The 17,227-nt window shown below is 61.3% G+C and carries 20 protein-coding genes and 1 pseudogene; 10 read left to right on the forward strand and 11 right to left on the reverse strand.

The features are described 5' to 3' along the window. Nucleotides 1-8: 8 nt before the first annotated feature. The 5 genes from KSS97_RS07455 to KSS97_RS07475 all read right to left on the reverse strand — a co-directional run bounded on the left by KSS97_RS07455 (nt 9) and on the right by KSS97_RS07475 (nt 2,860). On the reverse strand, nt 9-446 hold the full coding sequence (locus KSS97_RS07455; RefSeq protein ID WP_030142502.1) for a Spy/CpxP family protein refolding chaperone: 438 nt from the start codon (nt 444-446) through the stop codon (nt 9-11). A 304-nt stretch (nt 447-750) separates the two neighbouring features. Beyond that, on the reverse strand, nt 751-1,428 hold the full coding sequence (locus KSS97_RS07460) for a response regulator transcription factor (RefSeq protein WP_030142501.1): 678 nt from the start codon (nt 1,426-1,428) through the stop codon (nt 751-753). 7 nt (nt 1,429-1,435) lie between these two features. After that, complete coding sequence (locus KSS97_RS07465; RefSeq protein ID WP_030142500.1) at nt 1,436-1,846, reverse strand: SH3 domain-containing protein; 411 nt, start codon at nt 1,844-1,846, stop codon at nt 1,436-1,438. Nucleotides 1,847-1,962: 116 nt separating this feature from the next. Beyond that, nucleotides 1,963-2,262 carry a YciI family protein gene (locus tag KSS97_RS07470; RefSeq protein WP_030142499.1) on the reverse strand — a complete coding sequence of 100 codons (300 nt, stop codon included), beginning with the start codon at nt 2,260-2,262 and terminating at the stop codon, nt 1,963-1,965. A gap of 1 nt (nt 2,263) precedes the next feature. Then, nucleotides 2,264-2,860, reverse strand: coding sequence for a septation protein A (locus tag KSS97_RS07475; protein WP_030142498.1), 597 nt, complete (start codon nt 2,858-2,860; stop codon nt 2,264-2,266). Nucleotides 2,861-2,947: 87 nt separating this feature from the next. Between KSS97_RS07475 and KSS97_RS07480 the strand changes: the two genes are divergently transcribed. The 5 genes from KSS97_RS07480 to rluB all read left to right on the forward strand — a co-directional run bounded on the left by KSS97_RS07480 (nt 2,948) and on the right by rluB (nt 7,701). After that, a complete protein-coding gene (locus KSS97_RS07480; protein ID WP_030142497.1) occupies nt 2,948-3,811 on the forward strand; it encodes a PHP domain-containing protein in 864 nt (287 codons plus the stop codon). A gap of 13 nt (nt 3,812-3,824) precedes the next feature. Further along, nucleotides 3,825-4,454 carry an L-threonylcarbamoyladenylate synthase gene (locus KSS97_RS07485; protein WP_030142496.1) on the forward strand — a complete coding sequence of 210 codons (630 nt, stop codon included), beginning with the start codon at nt 3,825-3,827 and terminating at the stop codon, nt 4,452-4,454. After that, nucleotides 4,455-5,285, forward strand: a complete 831-nt coding sequence (locus tag KSS97_RS07490) for a segregation and condensation protein A (RefSeq protein WP_030142495.1) — start codon at nt 4,455-4,457, stop codon at nt 5,283-5,285. 11 nt (nt 5,286-5,296) lie between these two features. Further along, nucleotides 5,297-6,229 (forward strand): SMC-Scp complex subunit ScpB, encoded by a 933-nt coding sequence (gene scpB / locus KSS97_RS07495; protein ID WP_030142494.1) that lies wholly within the window; start codon nt 5,297-5,299, stop codon nt 6,227-6,229. A gap of 236 nt (nt 6,230-6,465) precedes the next feature. Next, nucleotides 6,466-7,701, forward strand: coding sequence for a 23S rRNA pseudouridine(2605) synthase RluB (rluB, locus tag KSS97_RS07500; protein WP_030142493.1), 1,236 nt, complete (start codon nt 6,466-6,468; stop codon nt 7,699-7,701). Nucleotides 7,702-7,926: 225 nt separating this feature from the next. On the opposite strand, the gene KSS97_RS07505 is transcribed toward rluB, so the two are convergent. Beyond that, nucleotides 7,927-8,892 carry a M29 family metallopeptidase gene (locus KSS97_RS07505; RefSeq protein WP_217861395.1) on the reverse strand — a complete coding sequence of 322 codons (966 nt, stop codon included), beginning with the start codon at nt 8,890-8,892 and terminating at the stop codon, nt 7,927-7,929. A gap of 84 nt (nt 8,893-8,976) precedes the next feature. Continuing rightward, a complete protein-coding gene (locus KSS97_RS07510; RefSeq protein ID WP_003178782.1) occupies nt 8,977-9,114 on the reverse strand; it encodes a hypothetical protein in 138 nt (45 codons plus the stop codon). A gap of 14 nt (nt 9,115-9,128) precedes the next feature. On the opposite strand from KSS97_RS07510, the gene KSS97_RS07515 reads away from it, so the two are divergent. The 3 genes from KSS97_RS07515 (at nt 9,129) to arfB (ending at nt 12,105) form a co-directional block, all read left to right on the forward strand. Then, nucleotides 9,129-9,323 carry a hypothetical protein gene (locus KSS97_RS07515; protein ID WP_217861396.1) on the forward strand — a complete coding sequence of 65 codons (195 nt, stop codon included), beginning with the start codon at nt 9,129-9,131 and terminating at the stop codon, nt 9,321-9,323. Between the two features lie 729 nt (nt 9,324-10,052). Further along, nucleotides 10,053-11,471 carry an amino acid permease gene (locus tag KSS97_RS07520; RefSeq protein WP_198797934.1) on the forward strand — a complete coding sequence of 473 codons (1,419 nt, stop codon included), beginning with the start codon at nt 10,053-10,055 and terminating at the stop codon, nt 11,469-11,471. A 220-nt stretch (nt 11,472-11,691) separates the two neighbouring features. Then, nucleotides 11,692-12,105, forward strand: coding sequence for an alternative ribosome rescue aminoacyl-tRNA hydrolase ArfB (arfB, locus tag KSS97_RS07525; RefSeq protein WP_030142489.1), 414 nt, complete (start codon nt 11,692-11,694; stop codon nt 12,103-12,105). Here arfB and KSS97_RS07530 read toward each other — a convergent pair. The 3 genes from KSS97_RS07530 to KSS97_RS07540 form a co-directional block, all read right to left on the reverse strand. Further along, nucleotides 12,102-13,301, reverse strand: a complete 1,200-nt coding sequence (locus KSS97_RS07530; RefSeq protein WP_217861397.1) for an MFS transporter — start codon at nt 13,299-13,301, stop codon at nt 12,102-12,104. The two genes, arfB and KSS97_RS07530, sit on opposite strands and share 4 nt — an antisense overlap. Nucleotides 13,302-13,384: 83 nt before the next feature. Further along, nucleotides 13,385-13,597 (reverse strand): hypothetical protein, encoded by a 213-nt coding sequence (locus KSS97_RS07535; protein ID WP_217861398.1) that lies wholly within the window; start codon nt 13,595-13,597, stop codon nt 13,385-13,387. Nucleotides 13,598-13,814: 217 nt separating this feature from the next. Next, on the reverse strand, nt 13,815-13,958 hold the full coding sequence (locus tag KSS97_RS07540) for a hypothetical protein (RefSeq protein WP_187293363.1): 144 nt from the start codon (nt 13,956-13,958) through the stop codon (nt 13,815-13,817). An 868-nt stretch (nt 13,959-14,826) separates the two neighbouring features. Between KSS97_RS07540 and KSS97_RS28700 the strand changes: the two are divergent. Continuing rightward, nucleotides 14,827-14,985 (forward strand): annotated as a pseudogene (locus KSS97_RS28700) (HAMP domain-containing protein); the annotation flags it as partial. A 117-nt stretch (nt 14,986-15,102) separates the two neighbouring features. Next, nucleotides 15,103-15,870, forward strand: a complete 768-nt coding sequence (locus tag KSS97_RS28705) for a methyl-accepting chemotaxis protein (RefSeq protein ID WP_410002310.1) — start codon at nt 15,103-15,105, stop codon at nt 15,868-15,870. Between the two features lie 183 nt (nt 15,871-16,053). Here KSS97_RS28705 and KSS97_RS07550 read toward each other — a convergent pair whose 3' ends face one another. Beyond that, complete coding sequence (locus KSS97_RS07550; protein ID WP_198797929.1) at nt 16,054-17,076, reverse strand: transporter; 1,023 nt, start codon at nt 17,074-17,076, stop codon at nt 16,054-16,056. Nucleotides 17,077-17,227: the final 151 nt, after the last annotated feature.

The following is a 17,227-nucleotide window of genomic DNA, read 5'->3' on the forward strand; positions in this document are numbered from 1 at the left end:
TCAGGGCATTATTGCGCTTTTTGCGGCTGTTGCGCTTTCCAGGCCTTGAATTCGGCCCACTCGGCCCGACGTTCGGCCTGCTTCTTCTGGATCGCGTCGAATTCTTTCTGTTGTTCCGGCTTCAACAGTGCGCGGATCTGCGCATCGACTTTTTGGTGCCGAGCCTCCCTTTCGTCCTGCATGGCTTTCTGGTCGGCTGGCGACAGCTTGGCCAGGTATTTGTCCACCAGTTCACGTTGTTCGTGGCGTTGTTCGCCCATGATCCGACGGATCTGCTGGCGTTGCTCGTGGCTCAGGTCCAGTTGGCTGTAGGGACCTCTGTCATGCATCTGGCCACCGTGGCGCGGGCCGTCCATCGGGCCCATCGGGCCAGGACCTTCGGGCATGGCCATGGCGACGGTCGGCAGGGCTGCGGCGAACATCAGGGCGGTGAGGGTCTTGCGCATGGTGTTTCTCCTTGTCTCGTTCCCGGTCAGTTCCGGATGTGTCCAGATTACGGAGATCAAGGTCAGCGGCGGTCAGGGGTGGGTAAAGCTTGGGTAAAGACGGTTTGGTGCGGACCTGACAAATCCAGCGGGCGAAGACTAATCCCCGTGGCAAGGGAGCTTGCTGTGGCGAGGGGATTTATCCCCGCTGGGGCGCGCAGCGGCCCCCACGGCTTCAACTGATATACCTTAATGGCAGCAATAGGGGGCGCTTCGCACCCCAGCGGGGATAAATCCCCTCGCCACAAGAGATCGGCGCAGTGCCTTAGAGGCTGTAGTAATAACCCCGGCTACGCAGCGCCACGATCCGTGGCCGGCCATCGGGGTGGGGGCCGATTTTCTTGCGCAGGTTGCTCACGTGCATATCGAGGCTGCGGTCGTACAGGGTCAGCTTGCGGCCCAGGGCGAGCTGCGCCAGCTCCTGCTTGTCCAACGGCTCGCCCGGTTGCTTGAGCAGCGCTTCGAGCAGGCGGCTTTCGGACACCGTGAGGGTTTGTTCCTGCTCGTCGATGCTGACGACGCCGCGTACCGGGCTGAAGGTCAGGTCGCCCAGTTCGATCTGGCTGGACACGGCCGTCGGGTGGCTGCGCCGCAGCACGGCGCGCAGGCGGGCGGTCAGTTCCCGTGGGTCGCAGGGTTTGGCCAGGTAATCATCGGCGCCCAATTCCAGGCCGAGGATGCGGTCCAGCGGCTCGCCACGGGCCGAGAGCATCAATACCGGCAGCTCCGGATGATCGTTGCGCAATTGCTTGAGCAATTCCAGGCCGCTGCCGTCGGGCAGCATCACATCCAGCACCACCGCCGCCGGGGCGGTTTCGGCCAGGGCCTTGCGGGCGCTCAGGCCATCGTGGCAAGCGCGGACCTGGAAACCTTCCTGGCCCAGCCAACTGCCGAGGAGCTCACACAGCTCCTGGTCATCATCTATCAGTAACAGCTCGCTCATGACTCACTCAATTTAGCCATTGCCGACGTTGTCTACGTCCACCGCTGGCAAAGATACCGCAGAGCAGGGCCAATAGCGCTACCCCGGCGCCCACCACGAACCATTGCTGCTGATCGGTCAGCAGGCGTGGCAGGGGATTGGCCTGGGCTTCCTTGAGCTGCAATTTCAAGCGCTGGTTTTCCTGGCGCAACCGTCCCACCAGCGCGCTTTCGCGTTCGCCGTTGGTGTTCTGTAATTGTTGGGTGAGCTCTTCACGCATGCGCTCGCTGTCTTTCAAGCGTTGCTGCAATTCGGCGATCTGGCCGCCTGCGCTCAGCGACAAGGGCGTCGAATGGCCGGCTTCGGAGGTTTCCTCGCCATGGGCGGGCGCCCCGATCGCCAACGTGACCAACAACAGGCACAACGGACCTTTGCGCATTGCAGCTCCTGAATTCCAATCGAGATTTAGCAGATTAGACAGGTTGTCGGCAGGCGGACGAGAACAATGAGCCATTGAGCGCAATGAGCCAGGAAGGCTCATCGCGCCGGGGAAATTTACGGCAGGACTTGCTTGAACGGCTTGACCTCGACATTGGCATAGACGCCAGCTGTCACGAACGGGTCGGCCTTGGCCCAGGCTTGTGCGGCGGCCAGGGACTCGAACTCGGCCACGATCAGGCTGCCGGTAAAACCGGCGGCGCCTGGGTCGTTGCTGTCCACCGCCGGATGGGGACCGGCCAGCACGATGCGGCCTTCGGCCTTGAGCTGTTGCAGGCGCTCCAGGTGCTCAGGGCGGGCAGCCAGGCGTTTTTCCAGGGAGTTGGCGACGTCGGTGGCGATGATGGCGTAGAGCATGTCAGTCCTCGGTTTTTGGCGTGGTGGGGTCGGCATCGTGCAGGTGACGGGACAGGTAGATGCCCTGGCCAATCAGGAACAGCAACGTCATGCCCAGGCTGCCGAACACCTTGAAGTCGACCCAGTATTCCTGGAACGTGAACGCAACGAACAGGTTGGCGGCGCCACAGAACAGGAAAAACGCTATCCAGGCGATGTTCAGGCGGGTCCAGATCAGCTCGGGCAGGTTGATGGCGTGGCCCATGATGCGCTTGATCAGCAGGCGGTCGCCGATGAAGTGGCTGCCGATGAAGGCCAGGGCGAACAGCCAGTTGACCACCGGGGCTTTCCATTTGAGGAACGTCTCGCTATGGAAGGCCAGGGTCAGGCTACCGAATACAAGGCAGGCGATCAGGGTCAGCCACTGGCTCTTCTCCAGCTTGCGCTGGGAGATGAACAGCGCGCCGTAGACCACCAGGGAACTGATGATCAGCACCGCGGTGGCGCTGTAGATACCGCCTACAGTCAAGGAGTGGCCGGCGATATCGACGGTCCGGGGATCAAGTTTGTAGACGATGAAAAACAGCAGGAGCGGGATGAAATCGATGAATTGTTTCACAGTGGCAGCCAGGAGCAGGATGTGGCGGCATAATAACAAACATCCTTGGCCGCGATAGGGCCAGCTGATTTGAGGTAACAAAGTCCCGTGAATGTTGATTTGCACTGCCATAGCACGGCCTCCGATGGGGCCCTGGCGCCTGCGGTTCTGGTGGCGCGGGCGTTCGAGCACGGCGTGCGAGTCCTGGCCCTGACCGATCACGATACCCTCGAAGGCCTCGACGAGGCCCGCAGTGCCGCGACCGCGCTGGGCATGCAGTTGGTCAACGGGGTCGAGCTGTCCTGTACCTGGGGCGGGGCGACCATTCATGTACTGGGCTACGGTTTTGATGTGACGGCACCGCCCTTGGTCCAGGCCATCGCCGAGTTGCGCGATGGTCGTTGGCTGCGCTCCGAGGAGATCAGCCGCAAGCTCGCCCTCAAGGGCATGCCCGGTGCGCTGGAAGGGGCCCGGCAGATCCAGCAGGAATTGGGCGACAGCGGCAACGCGCCGGCCCGGCCGCATTTTGCCGACTGGATGGTGCGCGAAGGTTTCGTCAAGGACCGCGCCGAAGCCTTCCGCAAATGGCTGGGGGCCGGCAAGCTGGGGGACGTCAAGCAGCACTGGCCGACACTCGAGGAGACGGTCGGGACACTGCGGGCCGCCGGCGCCTGGATCAGCCTGGCGCATCCCTGGCACTACGATTTCACCCGCAGCAAGCGCCGCCGCCTGATAGCCGACTATATTCAAGCAGGGGGCCATGCCATCGAAGTGGTCAATGGCCATCAGCCGGCCGAGCAGGTCGGCAGCCTGGCGATCCTCGCCCGGGAGTTTGGATTGCTGGTGAGCGCCGGCAGCGATTTCCATGGCCCGGGGGGCTGGTCCGAGATAGGCGAATATCGCCCGTTGCCGGAAGATCTGCCACCACTATGGTGTAGATTCAAACATGATCCCGTTATCGCCGCCGTCTGAACAGGTAGAACACGTGAGTCAATTTTTCCAGATTCATCCGGAAAACCCGCAAGCGCGCCTGATCAAACAGGCCGTGGAAATCATCCGTGGCGGTGGCGTGGTGGTTTATCCCACCGACTCGTCCTACGCCATCGGTTGCCAGATCGGCGACAAGAATGCCGTCGAGCGAGTCAGACGCCTGCGTCAGCTGGATGACAAGCACAACTTCGCACTCATCTGCAGCGATCTTTCGCAGTTGGGGCTGTTCGCCAAGATCGATACCGGCACTTTCCGCCTGCTCAAGGCCCATCTACCGGGCCCTTATACTTTTATCCTGAATGCCACCCGGGAAGTCCCGCGGCTGTTGTTGCATCCCAAAAAACGCACCATCGGCCTGCGCGTGCCGAGCCACCCCATTGCCTTGGCGCTACTGGCGGAGCTGGGGGAGCCTTTGATGAGCGTGACGCTGATCATGCCCGGCGAGACCGATCCGCTGACTGACCCCTACGAAATCCGCCAGATGCTCGAACATCAGGTCGACCTGATCATCGACGGCGGTTTCGGTGGCATGAAGGCCTCCACGGTGATCAATCTGGCCGACGGGGAGCCGCAGGTGGTGCGCGTCGGCTGCGGCGACCCGACGCCGTTCATGGTCGAGGCCTGAATGTCCGTTGTGGAGACCGCCGTCGACAGCGTGGACAGCCAGGCTGGCGCGCAACAGGAGCTGCCCTTCGCGATGGTCTATGGCCAGGCGGTCATGGAGATGCCCCTGGACCTGTACATTCCGCCGGATGCGCTGGAGGTTTTCCTTGAAGCCTTCGAAGGTCCGCTCGACCTGCTGCTGTATCTGATCCGCAAACAGAACATCAATATCCTCGACATTCCCGTGGCGGAAATCACCCGCCAGTACATGGGCTACGTCGAGCTGATGCAGTCGGTGCGCCTGGAGCTGGCGGCGGAATACCTGGTGATGGCGGCCATGCTTGCCGAAATCAAGTCGCGCATGCTGCTGCCGCGCTCGGCCGAAGTCGAGGAGGAAGAAGACGATCCTCGGGCGGAGCTGATCCGCCGCTTGCAGGAATACGAGCGCTTCAAGGTGGCCGCCGAGGGCATCGACGGCCTGAGCCGGGTCGGGCGCGATGTGGTGGTGCCCAAGCTCGATGCCCCCGAGGCGCGGGCACGCAAGTTGCTGCCGGACGTGAGCCTGGAAGAGTTGCTGATGTCCATGGCCGAGGTCCTGCGCCGGGGCGATATGTTTGAAAGCCACCAGGTCAGTCGCGAGGCACTGTCGACCCGCGAGCGCATGAGCGATGTGCTGGAACGGCTCAAGGGCGGCGGCTTCGTCCCCTTCGTCGAGCTGTTCACCGCCGAGGAAGGGCGGCTGGGCGTGGTGGTGACGTTTATGGCGATCCTGGAATTGGTCAAGGAATCCTTGGTCGAGCTGGTGCAGAATGAGCCGTTCGCAGCGATCCACGTGCGAGCCCGAGCCGAATAACGAGCAAATCAATGAATCTGACTGAACCCCGCGAGCTGGCCCCCTTGCTTGAAGCCTTCCTGTTGGCCTCGGGAAAGCCACAATCGATGGAGCGTCTGTTCGAACTCTTCGAAGAAGGCGAGCGGCCCGAGCCGGCCGTGTTCAAGAAAGCCCTGACATTGCTGGGAAAATCCTGCGAGGGTCGGGCTTTCGAGCTCAAGGAAGTGGCGTCCGGGTACCGCCTGCAAATCCGTGAGAAGTTTGCCCCGTGGGTCGGGCGCCTGTGGGAAGAACGGCCGCAGCGCTATTCCCGGGCGCTGCTCGAAACCATGGCGCTGATCGCTTATCGCCAGCCGATCACTCGCGGCGAGATCGAGGATGTGCGCGGCGTGGCGGTCAACAGCAACATCGTCAAGACCTTGCTGGAGCGCGAGTGGATTCGCGTCGTCGGTTATCGCGACGTACCGGGCAAGCCGGCGATGTTCGCCACCACCAAGGCCTTTCTCGATCACTTCAACCTGAAGAACCTCGACGACCTGCCGCCGCTGGCGGAACTGCGGGAGTTGGAACCCGAGCCGATGCTGGAATTCGACGACGCTCCGGTGCCCCAGGGCTTGCAGGAACTGGCCGACGCCAGTGCCGAGCCTGAGGAGCCGAAGGAAGAGACCAGTTTCCATTCGTTGCTGCTGGAACTGGACACGATGGAGGAGGGCTTGAAGACCGACTTCGACGACCTGCTGCGTGAGGAGCCGGGCCTCGAAGAAGAAGCGGATGAACCGACGCCGCTCAGTGAAATCGAGCCCGAGCCGGAGGAGGACATCCTTGGCGTCGCCGAAGCCCGGGAAAAATTGCTGGCCGCCGTCGCCGCCCTTGCGCCGCCTGAGCCCGAACTGAGCGATGAAGAGGCCGAGGCCCGCGCCCTGGCTGAAGCGATCGAAAACGAACGGCGCCAGTTCGACGACTGACTCAACTGGTTTGCAAACACTGGCTGATCCACCGCCGTCCCACAGGGGCCTTCATTAAGTCGGGTGCCACCGATCGGCGGAAAAAGCACCAAGGGCATTTCGATCAGCTAGTCTCTGATGCGCAATCACCTCAACGAGCGTATGATTCGCGACCCTTTGGCGATCCCTTCGCCGAAAGACCTGTTTTCAAAGTGTCAGGCCAAGCCTGGCTCGACCACACCGGGAGGTGCCCAGAAATGAACGACCAAGACCAGAACGACAGCCAGGAAATCGGCCCAGCAGGCGAAAAACTGCAAAAAGTCCTCGCCCGCATCGGCGTCGGTTCGCGCCGTGACGTGGAAGCCTGGATTACCCAGGGCCGCATCAAGGTCAACGGCAAAGACGCCACCTTGGGCCTGCGCGTCGACATGCATGACGCCATCACCATCGATGGCAAGGTGATCAAGCGTGAAGAGGCCGCCGAAACGGTGCGCCGCGTGATCATGTACAACAAACCCGACGGCGAGATCTGCACCCGTGACGACCCGGAAGGCCGTCCGACTGTGTTCGACAAGATGCCGCGTCCGAAAGAAGGCCGCTGGATCAACATCGGTCGCCTGGACATCAACACCACCGGTTTGCTGATGTTCACCACCGACGGTGAGCTGGCGAACCGTCTGATGCACCCGTCCTACGAGATGGACCGCGAATACGCCGTCCGTGTGCGTGGCGAAGTCGATGACGAGATGATCGAGCGCCTCAAGGCCGGCGTCGTGCTGGAAGACGGCCCGGCGCGTTTTACCGACATCAAGCAGGCGCCGGGCGGTGAAGGTTTCAACCACTGGTACCACTGCGTGGTGATGGAAGGTCGCAACCGTGAAGTGCGGCGCCTGTGGGAATCCCAGGGTCTGGTGGTCAGCCGCTTGAAGCGTGTGCGTTTCGGCCCGGTGTTCCTCAACTCCGACCTGCCGATGGGCCGCTGGCGTGAAATGACCCAGCAGGAAGTCGACATCCTGGCGGCCGAAGTGGGCCTCAAGCCTGTGGCAATGCCGCAGATGACCGCCAAGAGCAAGGACAAGCTGGAGCGGATGCAGCGCAAGTCTTCGCGTCCGATGGGCAAGACCGAGCGCGTGCGTACACTGCGCCCGGCGGCCGACGGCGTAGCGACCGGCCCGCGTCCTTCCCGCGAGCCGCAGATCGAAGGCGAACGTCCGGCCCGCAAGCCAGCACCACGCCAGGACGGCGAGCGCGGTCCGCGTGCGCCACGTCCGGCCAATGGTCGTACCGAGCGTGGCGAAGGGCGTGGAGCCCCGGCTGGTCGCGGTACGCCAGTGGCGGATCGCCCGGCCGACACCAAGCGCCCGGCCAAGCCTGCGCCGAAAAAGCGCCCGGGCATCATCCTGGCTGACCGCGATGCACCGTCGGGCAAGCGCCGTGGTGCCCCGGCAGGTTCGGGACAGCGTCCGGGGTTTGGGCGTCGTAAGCCGGAGTGAGGCAGCTGTGAGTTTCTAGCTGCAAGCTGCAAGAAAAAACGCCGACCGTTGGGTTGGCGTTTTTTTTGGCCTGGCTTTAGTGATGCAGTGCCTTTGAGTCCATCTTCGCGAGCAAGCCCGCTCCCACAGGGACCGCGTCGAGCACAGACCCATGGTTCAATGAAGATCAACTGTGGGAGCGAGCTTGCTCGCGATGGCGCCAGCAGCCCCACAATCGATTTCAGCCTAAAGCACAAACCGCCCATCAAACATCGGCTCTTTGTCCAGCGCCAGCACACCGCTTTCGAAAATCAGATCCAGGTGATGGCTGCCCTTGGCGCCGCCACCGAGCCCCAGGTGCAGGCCGCAATGGCGCTCTTCGAAACCGGCGTTGCGAGCGTACAGGCTCTTGACCCCTTCGTTGGTGCCGATCCCCAGTTCTTCGATGCGTCGATTGGACGGGTTGGCGTCCAGGTACCGGTTGAAATCGTGTTCCAGACCCGGGACATCGGTGGCGATTTTCTGGATCGTGGAGTCTTCGATCCACAGCTCCAGCGGCGACTGCAGCACGCCATATTTGCGTGCGAAGGGAATCGTGCTCAGGAAAGTCCCGACGAATTTCACCCGGCCATTGATGGTGTCGCTGTGGGTGGCGATTTCGCCGGGAGCCAGATCGTAGTTGCCGACGCCATTGATGTCGGTCCACTTCTTGACGTTGTGCAGCGCGGTGTCGAAATACGAGCCGTGCTCATCTTCGAAGCTCAACGTCGTAGCCTGGGACATGCGGCGGATCAGGTGGCTATTGAGCCCGGCGATCCGTTGGGGAATGACGCTGAAAGTGTCGTAGAAATAGTCGCCATAGTCTTTGAACAACAGCGATTTTTTCCAGTTGTCCGCCATTACGCCCTGCAGCGCGCGGACAAAATCCGGGCCATCGGGGCGTGGGTTGGGAAGGGTGGATGAGTCGTAGAAGAAAATGTACAGATCGCTGTCGGCAATGGCCTGGGACAGCCGCTCCGTGGGTTCGAGGTCCAAGCGCATGGCGTTGAACCTGAACGGCAAAGTGCTCCCGGCTTGTTCTGCGATGCTGCCGGCCAACGCTTCGTAATCGGCGGTGTGGCCGAGCAATACCTTGGCGGGCTGGACGCCAGCCAGGGCAGGATGATGTTCGAGGTAGTAAAGGAAATGTGAGATGGCTCGTTGTGTGTCCATGCTTATTCTTCCCTGACGATTGATTTGGCTTCCTGACAGCAGGATGCGGAGCCGACCGGCCGGATCAGCTCCGCCGGGTATCGCTTACAGAGGCCACATCGCCGTGCCGAACGGAACGACGGCGTCGGCTTGCATCATTTCAACGGCGGCTTCATGGGTCGGTGCCTCGAACCATTCGTCCAGTTGCAGTTCGGTTTCCAAGTCTTTGTCCAGTGCTTGCATAGTGAATCTCCTAGATGACTTTTGCGGAAAACGCGGGCCGATTCGGCGAGTGGAACCCGGCTGAATCGGCACCGCAAAAACTCGCCGGCACGATGCCTGGGCAAGTGGCTGAAAACCTAGTCGAGGGTTTTTTGGAATGCAAAAAATTATTTTATTTTTTTTGTCTGAACTTTTTGTTCCATTTTTTCATGGGCAAATTAGCTGTTTAAAAACAGTCGTCTGGTGGGTTGTCTTCGTTAGGTAGCTACCTACCGTCAATTTGTGGTCAGGGTCTGCAAACACCCTTGATGGAAAGTCTGCTTTACGCGCTGTAAAGAATTGATGACGAAAAAAGCCTTGCGTGCGGGTTGCAGAGGCAGGTTTTCCCGGTTGTAAGAAAAAGCTTCCGCATGGCCCCGACGTGGACTGGTTCTGGAGCTCCGGCCCGCTTGTTTCAGCGCTTCTTCAAGGGTGAGATGCGCTCCATGCCTGTCGTGCAGGTGAATAACAAAAAGGAGGCGCAATGAACGCCGTAGCTCCGTTTCCCTTCTCCCGTGGTTGTGTTTTTCGCACTCCACACTTCAACGGCTCGCAAGAGCCCGGACCTGTTTTCGCAGCCGCCCGAGATGTTCGAGGCGGCCCCGTGCGATCCCGGCAAATGACACGCTGATCCGGTGGTGTCTGGCAGCAGGGGGGCAGCGGTGTACAATGCGCCGCGTTTTACTGTGACCCTTCGCGTAGCCACGCACTTTCAAGGTTATCCGCCTTGTTCACTCCGCCACGCCACAAGCGTGTCGGGTTCGATTTCGTCACAGATAAAAACAAACAGGTGACGCATGACCGTTGTAAAAACGCTGAATTCCTGGTGCCTGCGCTGGGGTTTGATCGGCGCTGCTTGAGATCCGATTCGAGCGGCAACGTCTAACGAATATCATCAAACCTTGCGTGAGACCCTTTTCATGAGTGGACAAAACTCGCATTCAGGCGAGCTGAAGCGCGGCCTGAAAAATCGCCACATTCAACTGATCGCCCTTGGCGGCGCGATCGGCACCGGCCTGTTCCTCGGCTCGGCGGGGGTGCTGAAATCAGCCGGCCCGTCGATGATCCTCGGCTACGCCATCTGCGGCTTCATCGCCTTCATGATCATGCGCCAGCTCGGCGAGATGATCGTCGAAGAGCCGGTGGCCGGCTCCTTCAGTCATTTTGCCCACAAGTACTGGGGCGGTTTCGCCGGGTTCCTGTCGGGTTGGAACTGCTGGATCCTCTACATCCTGGTGGGAATGTCCGAGCTGACGGCGGTTGGCAAGTACATTCACTATTGGGCGCCGGACATTCCGACCTGGGCCTCGGCGGCGGCGTTCTTCATCCTGATCAATGCGATCAACCTGGCCAACGTCAAGGTCTTCGGCGAGGCCGAGTTCTGGTTCGCGATCATCAAGGTCGTGGCGATCGTCGGCATGATTGCCCTGGGCAGCTACCTGCTGGTCAGCGGTCACGGAGGCCCGCAAGCGTCAGTCAGCAACCTGTGGTCCCACGGTGGGTTCTTCCCCAACGGCGTGAGCGGCCTGGTGATGGCGATGGCGATCATCATGTTCTCCTTCGGTGGCCTGGAAATGCTCGGTTTCACCGCCGCTGAAGCCGACAAGCCGAAGACCGTGATCCCCAAGGCCATCAACCAGGTGATCTACCGGATCCTGATTTTCTACATCGGTGCCTTGGTGGTGTTGTTGTCCCTGACGCCTTGGGACAGCCTGTTGGCCACCCTTAACGCTTCCGGCGATGCCTACAGCGGCAGCCCGTTCGTGCAGGTGTTTTCGATGCTGGGCAGCAATACCGCTGCGCACATCCTCAACTTTGTGGTGCTGACTGCCGCACTGTCGGTGTACAACAGCGGCACCTACTGCAACAGCCGCATGTTGCTGGGCATGGCCGAGCAGGGCGATGCTCCCAAGGCCCTGGCGAAAATCGACAAGCGCGGCGTGCCGGTTCGCTCGATCCTCGCCTCGGCGGCGGTCACGCTGGTGGCGGTGCTGCTCAATTACCTGATTCCCCAGCATGCGCTGGAGCTGCTGATGTCGTTGGTGGTCGCGACCCTGGTGATCAACTGGGCGATGATCAGCTACTCGCACTTCAAGTTCCGCCAGCACATGAACCAGTCTCGCCAGACGCCGCTGTTCAAGGCGCTGTGGTACCCGTATGGCAACTATGTCTGCCTGGCGTTCGTGGTGTTCATCCTCGGCGTGATGTTGCTGATCCCCGGCATCCAGGTCTCGGTGTACGCGATTCCGGTGTGGGTGGTGTTCATGTGGGTGTGCTATGTGATCAAGAACAAGCGCGAGGCTCGGCATGAGCTGGCCGTGGCGGCTGCCGCCAAGTAAGCATCGCTGAAAGAAGACAAACCCGGCCGAGTGCCGGGTTTGTTCTTTCAGGCCACATACAAATCCCCTGTGGGAGCGAGCCTGCTCGCGATAGCGGTGGATCAGCAGCATTGATGTTGACTGGCACACCGCTATCGCGAGCAAGCTCGCTCCCACAAGGGGTTAAGTGTTGTCTCTGGGATTCGCGGTATCCTGTGGACCCTGACACCGGACACATTCCATGCTGGTCATTTCCAACACCGTGCACATCCCGGACGCCGAGATCGAGCTGACGGCCATTCGCGCCCAGGGCGCCGGGGGGCAGAACGTCAACAAGGTTTCCAGCGCTGTGCACTTGCGCTTCGATATTCCTGCGTCGTCGCTGCCCGAGTTCTACAAGGAACGGTTGCTGGCGCTGCGCGACAGTCGCATCACTGGCGACGGTGTGTTGATCATCAAGGCCCAGCAATACCGCACCCAGGAACAGAATCGGGCCGATGCGCTGGAGCGCCTGGTCGAACTGATCCTCAGCGCCACCAAGGTCGAAAAGAAACGCCGCCCGACCAAACCGACCCTCGGCTCGAAAAAACGTCGCCTCGAATCGAAGACCAAGCGCGGCTCGATCAAGGCCGGGCGCGGCAAGGTGGATTTCTAGAGTTTCTCCCGCGCCTCACGGTAGCGAGGCGCCTGACGGTACAGGTAGACGCTCAATGCCAGCCCACCCAGTGCCGCCAGCGCAGCGAACAGAAAGATCGAGGCAAAGCCGAAACCGGCGGCTATCGCCCCGGCCAATGGGCCGGTGATCCCCAGCGACAAATCGATGAACAGCGAATAAGCCCCCACCGCCGCCCCACGGCTGGAAGCCGGCACCAGGTTGACCGCCTCCACGCCCAGTGCCGGGAACACCAGCGAGAAGCCGAAACCACTCAATGCCGCGCCCGCCAGGGCCCACTGCGCATCAGGCGCCAGCCATAACAGCAGCAAGCCCAGGATTTCCACCGACAGGCACGCAATCGCGACCCTGAACCCTCCGAGACGGTTGATCAGGTTGCCGAACAACAGCCGCGCACCGATGAAACAGGCGCCGAACAGGCTCAGGCAGAGCACGGCGTTGTCCCAGTGCTGCGTGGCGTAGTACAGGGTGATGAAGGTCGCGATGGTGCCAAACCCGATTGAACCCAAGGCCAAGCCGCAGCCGTGGGGCAATACGCGCCCCAGCACATGCATGAACGGCAGGCGCTCGCCGACGACGATGGGCGCGGCGGTTTTCGGCCAAGCCAATGCCAGCCCGAGCACGGCCAGCAGGATGATGCTGGCGCCCATGCTCCACAGCCCGAGGGATTTCACCAGCCACACCCCCAACGGCGCGCCGATCGCCAGCGCGCCGTAACTGGCGATGCCGTTCCACGAGATGACCTTGGCGGTATTCGCCGCGCCGACCCGGCCGATGCCCCAGCCGATCGAGCCCGAGCCGACCAGGCTTTCGGCGCTGCCCAGCACAAGGCGACCGATCAACAGGCTGGTCAGGCTCAGGACCGGCATGCCTGCGGTCCAGGCAGAAACCAGCATGAACACGCCGCTCAAACCACACCCGGCCAGGCCGAACATGACCGCGCGCTTGCTGCCCAGGTTGTCGATGATGCGTCCCGCATAAGGACGGCTAAGCAGCGTGGCCAAGTACTGGACGCTGATCACCAACCCGGCGATTACCGCGCCGAACCCCAGCTCGCCATGGACGAACCCGGGCAGCACGGCCAAGGGAATACCGATGTTCAGATAGCCGATAAAGGTAAACAGGACGATGGAAACGACTTGCAGCGTGACCGCCATGGGGCGCTGGGGATCTGGCATGGGAAGAGGGTCCACGGGGCAGCAGGATAGATAGGCTGCTTATGATAGCGGCGACCGCAGCGGTGGCGCGTGGAAAAGTAAAACTATTTGCCGGACGGCGGTTCGGTTGTGGTCTTGCCAGCGATCAAGTGTGTGGTGACCAGCGCGGCCAGGGCATTCTCTTGCGTGCCGAACCGAGCCAGCAGGGTGGCTTGTTTTTCGGGAGAGAGGCGGGTCCAGATCTCGACCATTTTCTCGGCGGTGCCGATCAGCACGCTGGCCTGGGCCGGGCTGAAGGAGGAAGTGTCGTCGGTCATGGCGTGGGGCTCGGATTCAGGCGGTGTGGAAAGCGCATCTTAGGCTCTGTACGAAATGTGTTCGCGCGAAGGCCAGACAAGGCGAAACGGGGCGAGGAAGCGCAGTGGACTGGAGTACATGAGCATTCCGAGCCCCGTTTCAACGCAGTATGGGCGAGTGCGGATACATTTCGTACAGAGCCTTGCGCTTTCCACACAGTCTGGTGCTGCGGGTGGATCAGTCTTCGTTGTCGGCCTGGCGGCGTTCAGTGGTTTGCTGCTGCTCGGGTTGCTGGGCGTCGGGTTGCCCTCCGGCTTGCAGCGGGGTCGTCTGCTCAGGTTCGTGCAGGCTTGGGAAGGGGAGATTAGGGATCTCGTGCATTTCGCGCTCCTCGCAAAGTCTGTTGATTGATCGGGTAGATCCGCGCTTCTACAAAGCGTGGGCAGGATACCCCAGGAGAAATGACAAAAAGACTTTCAATCCTGGTGGGGCGACCGGTGGGCTTGTCTGGACAGGTCATGTCCAGCAGCGAAAACGCCGTCGCTACCGGTGGTCGGCAGGGCTCAAGAACAGGGCCTGGGGGCCGATCCTGTGTACATATCCTCCACATTCAGTAGCGAGAGTGGACCCTGGACATGGAGGTCCTTTCTTCGAAGAGATCGACTCCATGTTTCTACAAAAATCCCTGAGAGCGCAGATTCTGGCCCTGCTGAGCGGCAGCCTGTTGGCGATGCTGCTGATCGCCCTGGCCTCCTTTCATTTCCTTTCCGATGGCATCCAGAATTATCGCAGCCTGATTGATGGCCCGTTGCGTGCGTCGCAATTGATCGACGAGGCCAATCTGCAATTCAAGGTACAAGTCCAGGAATGGAAAAACGTCTTGCTGCGCGGCAAGCAGCCCGCGGACCTGGAAAAATACTGGAAGCAGTTCGATGATCGCCAGCGCGATGTCCAGAACCTCCTGGGTGAGTTGATCAAGCACGAAGGTGTCCCGGCGTCGATCAGGACGCGCATCGAACGCCTGCGGGGCGAGCACGCGCAATTGGGTGCCGCCTATCAAAAGGGGCGTGATGCGTTTGTCTCCGCTGGTGCAGACGCCGCGGCAGGGGACGCGGCGGTCAAGGGTGTTGACCGTGCCGCCAGCGAGCAGATGAGCGAATTGGTGGTGGAGTTGCACAAACTGGGCGATGAACAATCGGCGCTGATCAGTGCCGGTGCGGATCGTACGATCCTGTTGGGCACCGTGATCATGCTGCTTTCGGGATTGCTGGTCGGCTTGCTGAGTCTGTGGCTGGTCAACCGCAACCTGGTGCAGCCAATCCGTAGCCTGATCGAATACGTGACTCAACTGAGCCGTGGGCGTTTCGCCGAGCGCGTAACCAGCACACGTCAGGATGAGTTGGGCGACCTGGCCCTGGCGGCGAATACGTTGCGTGACTTCCTCGCTGAAACCTTCACCCGGCTGCAACGCAGCGCCACGGAACTGGACAGCGCCAGCGGCGAGCTCAACGCGATTGCCAGCCTGATGAGCCAAGGCACCAGCGAGCAATTCGAACGCACCGATCAAGTCGCAACGGCGATGAACGAGATGTCCGCCACCGCCCAGGAAGTTGCCCGTCATGCCGCCGACGCGGCGCGGGCCGCTGATGATGCCGATCATTCCGCGCAGTTGGGCGAAAAGGTCATGCAAGGCACCATCCACACGATCACCCAAATGCGCGGCGAGATTGCCAACACGGCCACGGTGATCCGCCGCTTGGAAACCGACAGCGGACGCATCGGCAAGGTCCTGGAAGTGATTCGCGGGATCGCCGAGCAGACCAACCTGTTGGCCCTCAACGCCGCCATTGAAGCCGCGCGGGCCGGCGAGGCCGGGCGCGGTTTTGCGGTGGTGGCCGATGAAGTGCGCAGCCTGGCCCAGCGCACCGCGTCGTCGATCATCGAGATCAACCAGATCATCCAGACCGTTCAGACAGGCGCGGTGGACGCGGCCCAGGCCATCGAGAGCGGGCAGTCGCGCAGCGAAGAAAGTGTCGAGCAGGTGACTCAGGCCGGCGAGATGCTCGAACGTATCACCCAGGCTGTCGAAGCGATTCGCGACATGAATCGCCAGATTGCCACGGCGGCGGAGGAGCAGACCTCCGTGGCCGAGGATATCTCGCGCAACCTGACTGAAATCACCTGCATCGCCAGCACCAACCTGGACAATGTGCAGCGTACTGAAGCGGCCAGTCGGGATCTGCACGGGTTGTCGGGGCAGCTGAACGAAGTGACGGCGCGGTTGAGTGCCTGATGGCATTGATCGGTTTTGAATAGGGCTTGGTAACACCCGTGGCGAGGGAGCTTGCTCCCGCTGGGCTGCGCAGCAGCCCCATAGCTATTCAGTGCGGTGCGACAGCTTTTACGACTGCTGCGCAGCCGAGCGGGAGCAAGCTCCCTCGCCACAAGGTTCCATGCAAACTTGAAGTGATCAGGTTCAATAATCGCGCCGCTTGCGAAACGCCCATCGGCCTGCAATCACGGTGAAGGTGGCGACCAGCGCCACCAGGATCCAGAAGCCCTCGGGATCACTGGCCAGCGGCACGCCGCCGACGTTCATGCCGAAGAAACCGGCAATGATGTTGATGGGCAACGCCAGTACCGTGACCACCGTCAGGGTGAACAGGGTACGGTTGCTTTGTTCGTTGAGGTTGGCGGCGATTTCTTCCTGCAGCAACTTGATGCGCTCGCCCAGGGCCGTGAGATCGTTGATGATCAGGGCGAACTCCTCGGTGGATTTGCGCAGTTCCTTGACGTCTTCTTTCTGCAGCCATTGCGGCGGGCGATTGAGCAGACGCAGCAGCGAACCCGGCTCCAGGGCCAGCAGACGTTGCAAGCGCACCAGCACCCGGCGTTGGCTGCCCAGTTCGGCGCGGTTGGTGGACAGGCGTGAAGACAGCAACTGATCCTCGATCTGGTCGACGCTGAGGCTGGTCTTGCGCACGATCTGGGTCAGCACCTCGCCTTGGTCGCGCAGCAGATGCACGAGCAACTCCAAAGGTGACCGAAAGCACTCGCCGGCCTTGACCGATGAGCGAAGCTTGTCGACCGAGTGCAGCGGTTGCAGGCGTGCGCTGACAATCAGCCGACTGCTCACGCAAACCCACAACGTGGACACATCCGAGGACACCAGGTTGCTGAGGTTGAACACCACATCGTTGACCACGGCGAGCAAGGCCGAGTCCACGTGCTCGATGCGGGTCGAGCGCGAGCCCTCGTGCAAGGCTTCGAAGAATTCCTGGGGCAAGGCCAGCCGGCTTTTCATCCAGCGCTCGCACGCGGCGTGGGCCAAATTCAGGTGCAGCCAGAGGAATTCGTCGGGATCTTGCGGTTGTTGCAGGCTTTGCAGGGCCTGGGCCGAATCAATTTCTCGTCCGCGCTCGCCAGGCAGGAAGCGAAACCCGTAAAGCAGGCCGAACAGGTCCGGGTCGCGATGGCTTTGGTCGATGCTGTGGTTCATGAAGGCTCGCTGGCGGGAGTGCCTGTCGCGGCGATGACAGGTTCACTTGTGCGGCATCATTGCAGGGTTCTTTGAAGGTTTTGTGACGGTTGGGCTGCGGCGAAGGCTTGGTCAGCGTTCACGAAAAAGCCGCGCAACTTTCAAGTTGCGC

Source organism: Pseudomonas alvandae (assembly GCF_019141525.1).
Lineage (GTDB): Bacteria > Pseudomonadota > Gammaproteobacteria > Pseudomonadales > Pseudomonadaceae > Aquipseudomonas > Aquipseudomonas alvandae.

What these genes read in the sequence shown, in the direction of transcription:
- KSS97_RS07455 (WP_030142502.1), bottom strand. Translation starts at nt 446, where the DNA reads ATGCGCAAGACCCTCACCGCCCTGATGTTCGCCGCAGCCCTGCCGACC.
- KSS97_RS07460 (WP_030142501.1), bottom strand. Translation starts at nt 1,428, where the DNA reads ATGAGCGAGCTGTTACTGATAGATGATGACCAGGAGCTGTGTGAGCTC.
- KSS97_RS07465 (WP_030142500.1), bottom strand. Translation starts at nt 1,846, where the DNA reads ATGCGCAAAGGTCCGTTGTGCCTGTTGTTGGTCACGTTGGCGATCGGG.
- KSS97_RS07470 (WP_030142499.1), bottom strand. Translation starts at nt 2,262, where the DNA reads ATGCTCTACGCCATCATCGCCACCGACGTCGCCAACTCCCTGGAAAAA.
- KSS97_RS07490 (WP_030142495.1), top strand. Translation starts at nt 4,455, where the DNA reads ATGTCCGTTGTGGAGACCGCCGTCGACAGCGTGGACAGCCAGGCTGGC.
- scpB (WP_030142494.1), top strand. Translation starts at nt 5,297, where the DNA reads ATGAATCTGACTGAACCCCGCGAGCTGGCCCCCTTGCTTGAAGCCTTC.
- rluB (WP_030142493.1), top strand. Translation starts at nt 6,466, where the DNA reads ATGAACGACCAAGACCAGAACGACAGCCAGGAAATCGGCCCAGCAGGC.
- KSS97_RS07505 (WP_217861395.1), bottom strand. Translation starts at nt 8,892, where the DNA reads ATGGACACACAACGAGCCATCTCACATTTCCTTTACTACCTCGAACAT.
- KSS97_RS07510 (WP_003178782.1), bottom strand. Translation starts at nt 9,114, where the DNA reads ATGCAAGCACTGGACAAAGACTTGGAAACCGAACTGCAACTGGACGAA.
- KSS97_RS07515 (WP_217861396.1), top strand. Translation starts at nt 9,129, where the DNA reads ATGACTTTTGCGGAAAACGCGGGCCGATTCGGCGAGTGGAACCCGGCT.
- KSS97_RS07520 (WP_198797934.1), top strand. Translation starts at nt 10,053, where the DNA reads ATGAGTGGACAAAACTCGCATTCAGGCGAGCTGAAGCGCGGCCTGAAA.
- arfB (WP_030142489.1), top strand. Translation starts at nt 11,692, where the DNA reads ATGCTGGTCATTTCCAACACCGTGCACATCCCGGACGCCGAGATCGAG.
- KSS97_RS07530 (WP_217861397.1), bottom strand. Translation starts at nt 13,301, where the DNA reads ATGCCAGATCCCCAGCGCCCCATGGCGGTCACGCTGCAAGTCGTTTCC.
- KSS97_RS07535 (WP_217861398.1), bottom strand. Translation starts at nt 13,597, where the DNA reads ATGACCGACGACACTTCCTCCTTCAGCCCGGCCCAGGCCAGCGTGCTG.
- KSS97_RS07540 (WP_187293363.1), bottom strand. Translation starts at nt 13,958, where the DNA reads ATGCACGAGATCCCTAATCTCCCCTTCCCAAGCCTGCACGAACCTGAG.
- KSS97_RS28705 (WP_410002310.1), top strand. Translation starts at nt 15,103, where the DNA reads ATGAGCCAAGGCACCAGCGAGCAATTCGAACGCACCGATCAAGTCGCA.
- KSS97_RS07550 (WP_198797929.1), bottom strand. Translation starts at nt 17,076, where the DNA reads ATGAACCACAGCATCGACCAAAGCCATCGCGACCCGGACCTGTTCGGC.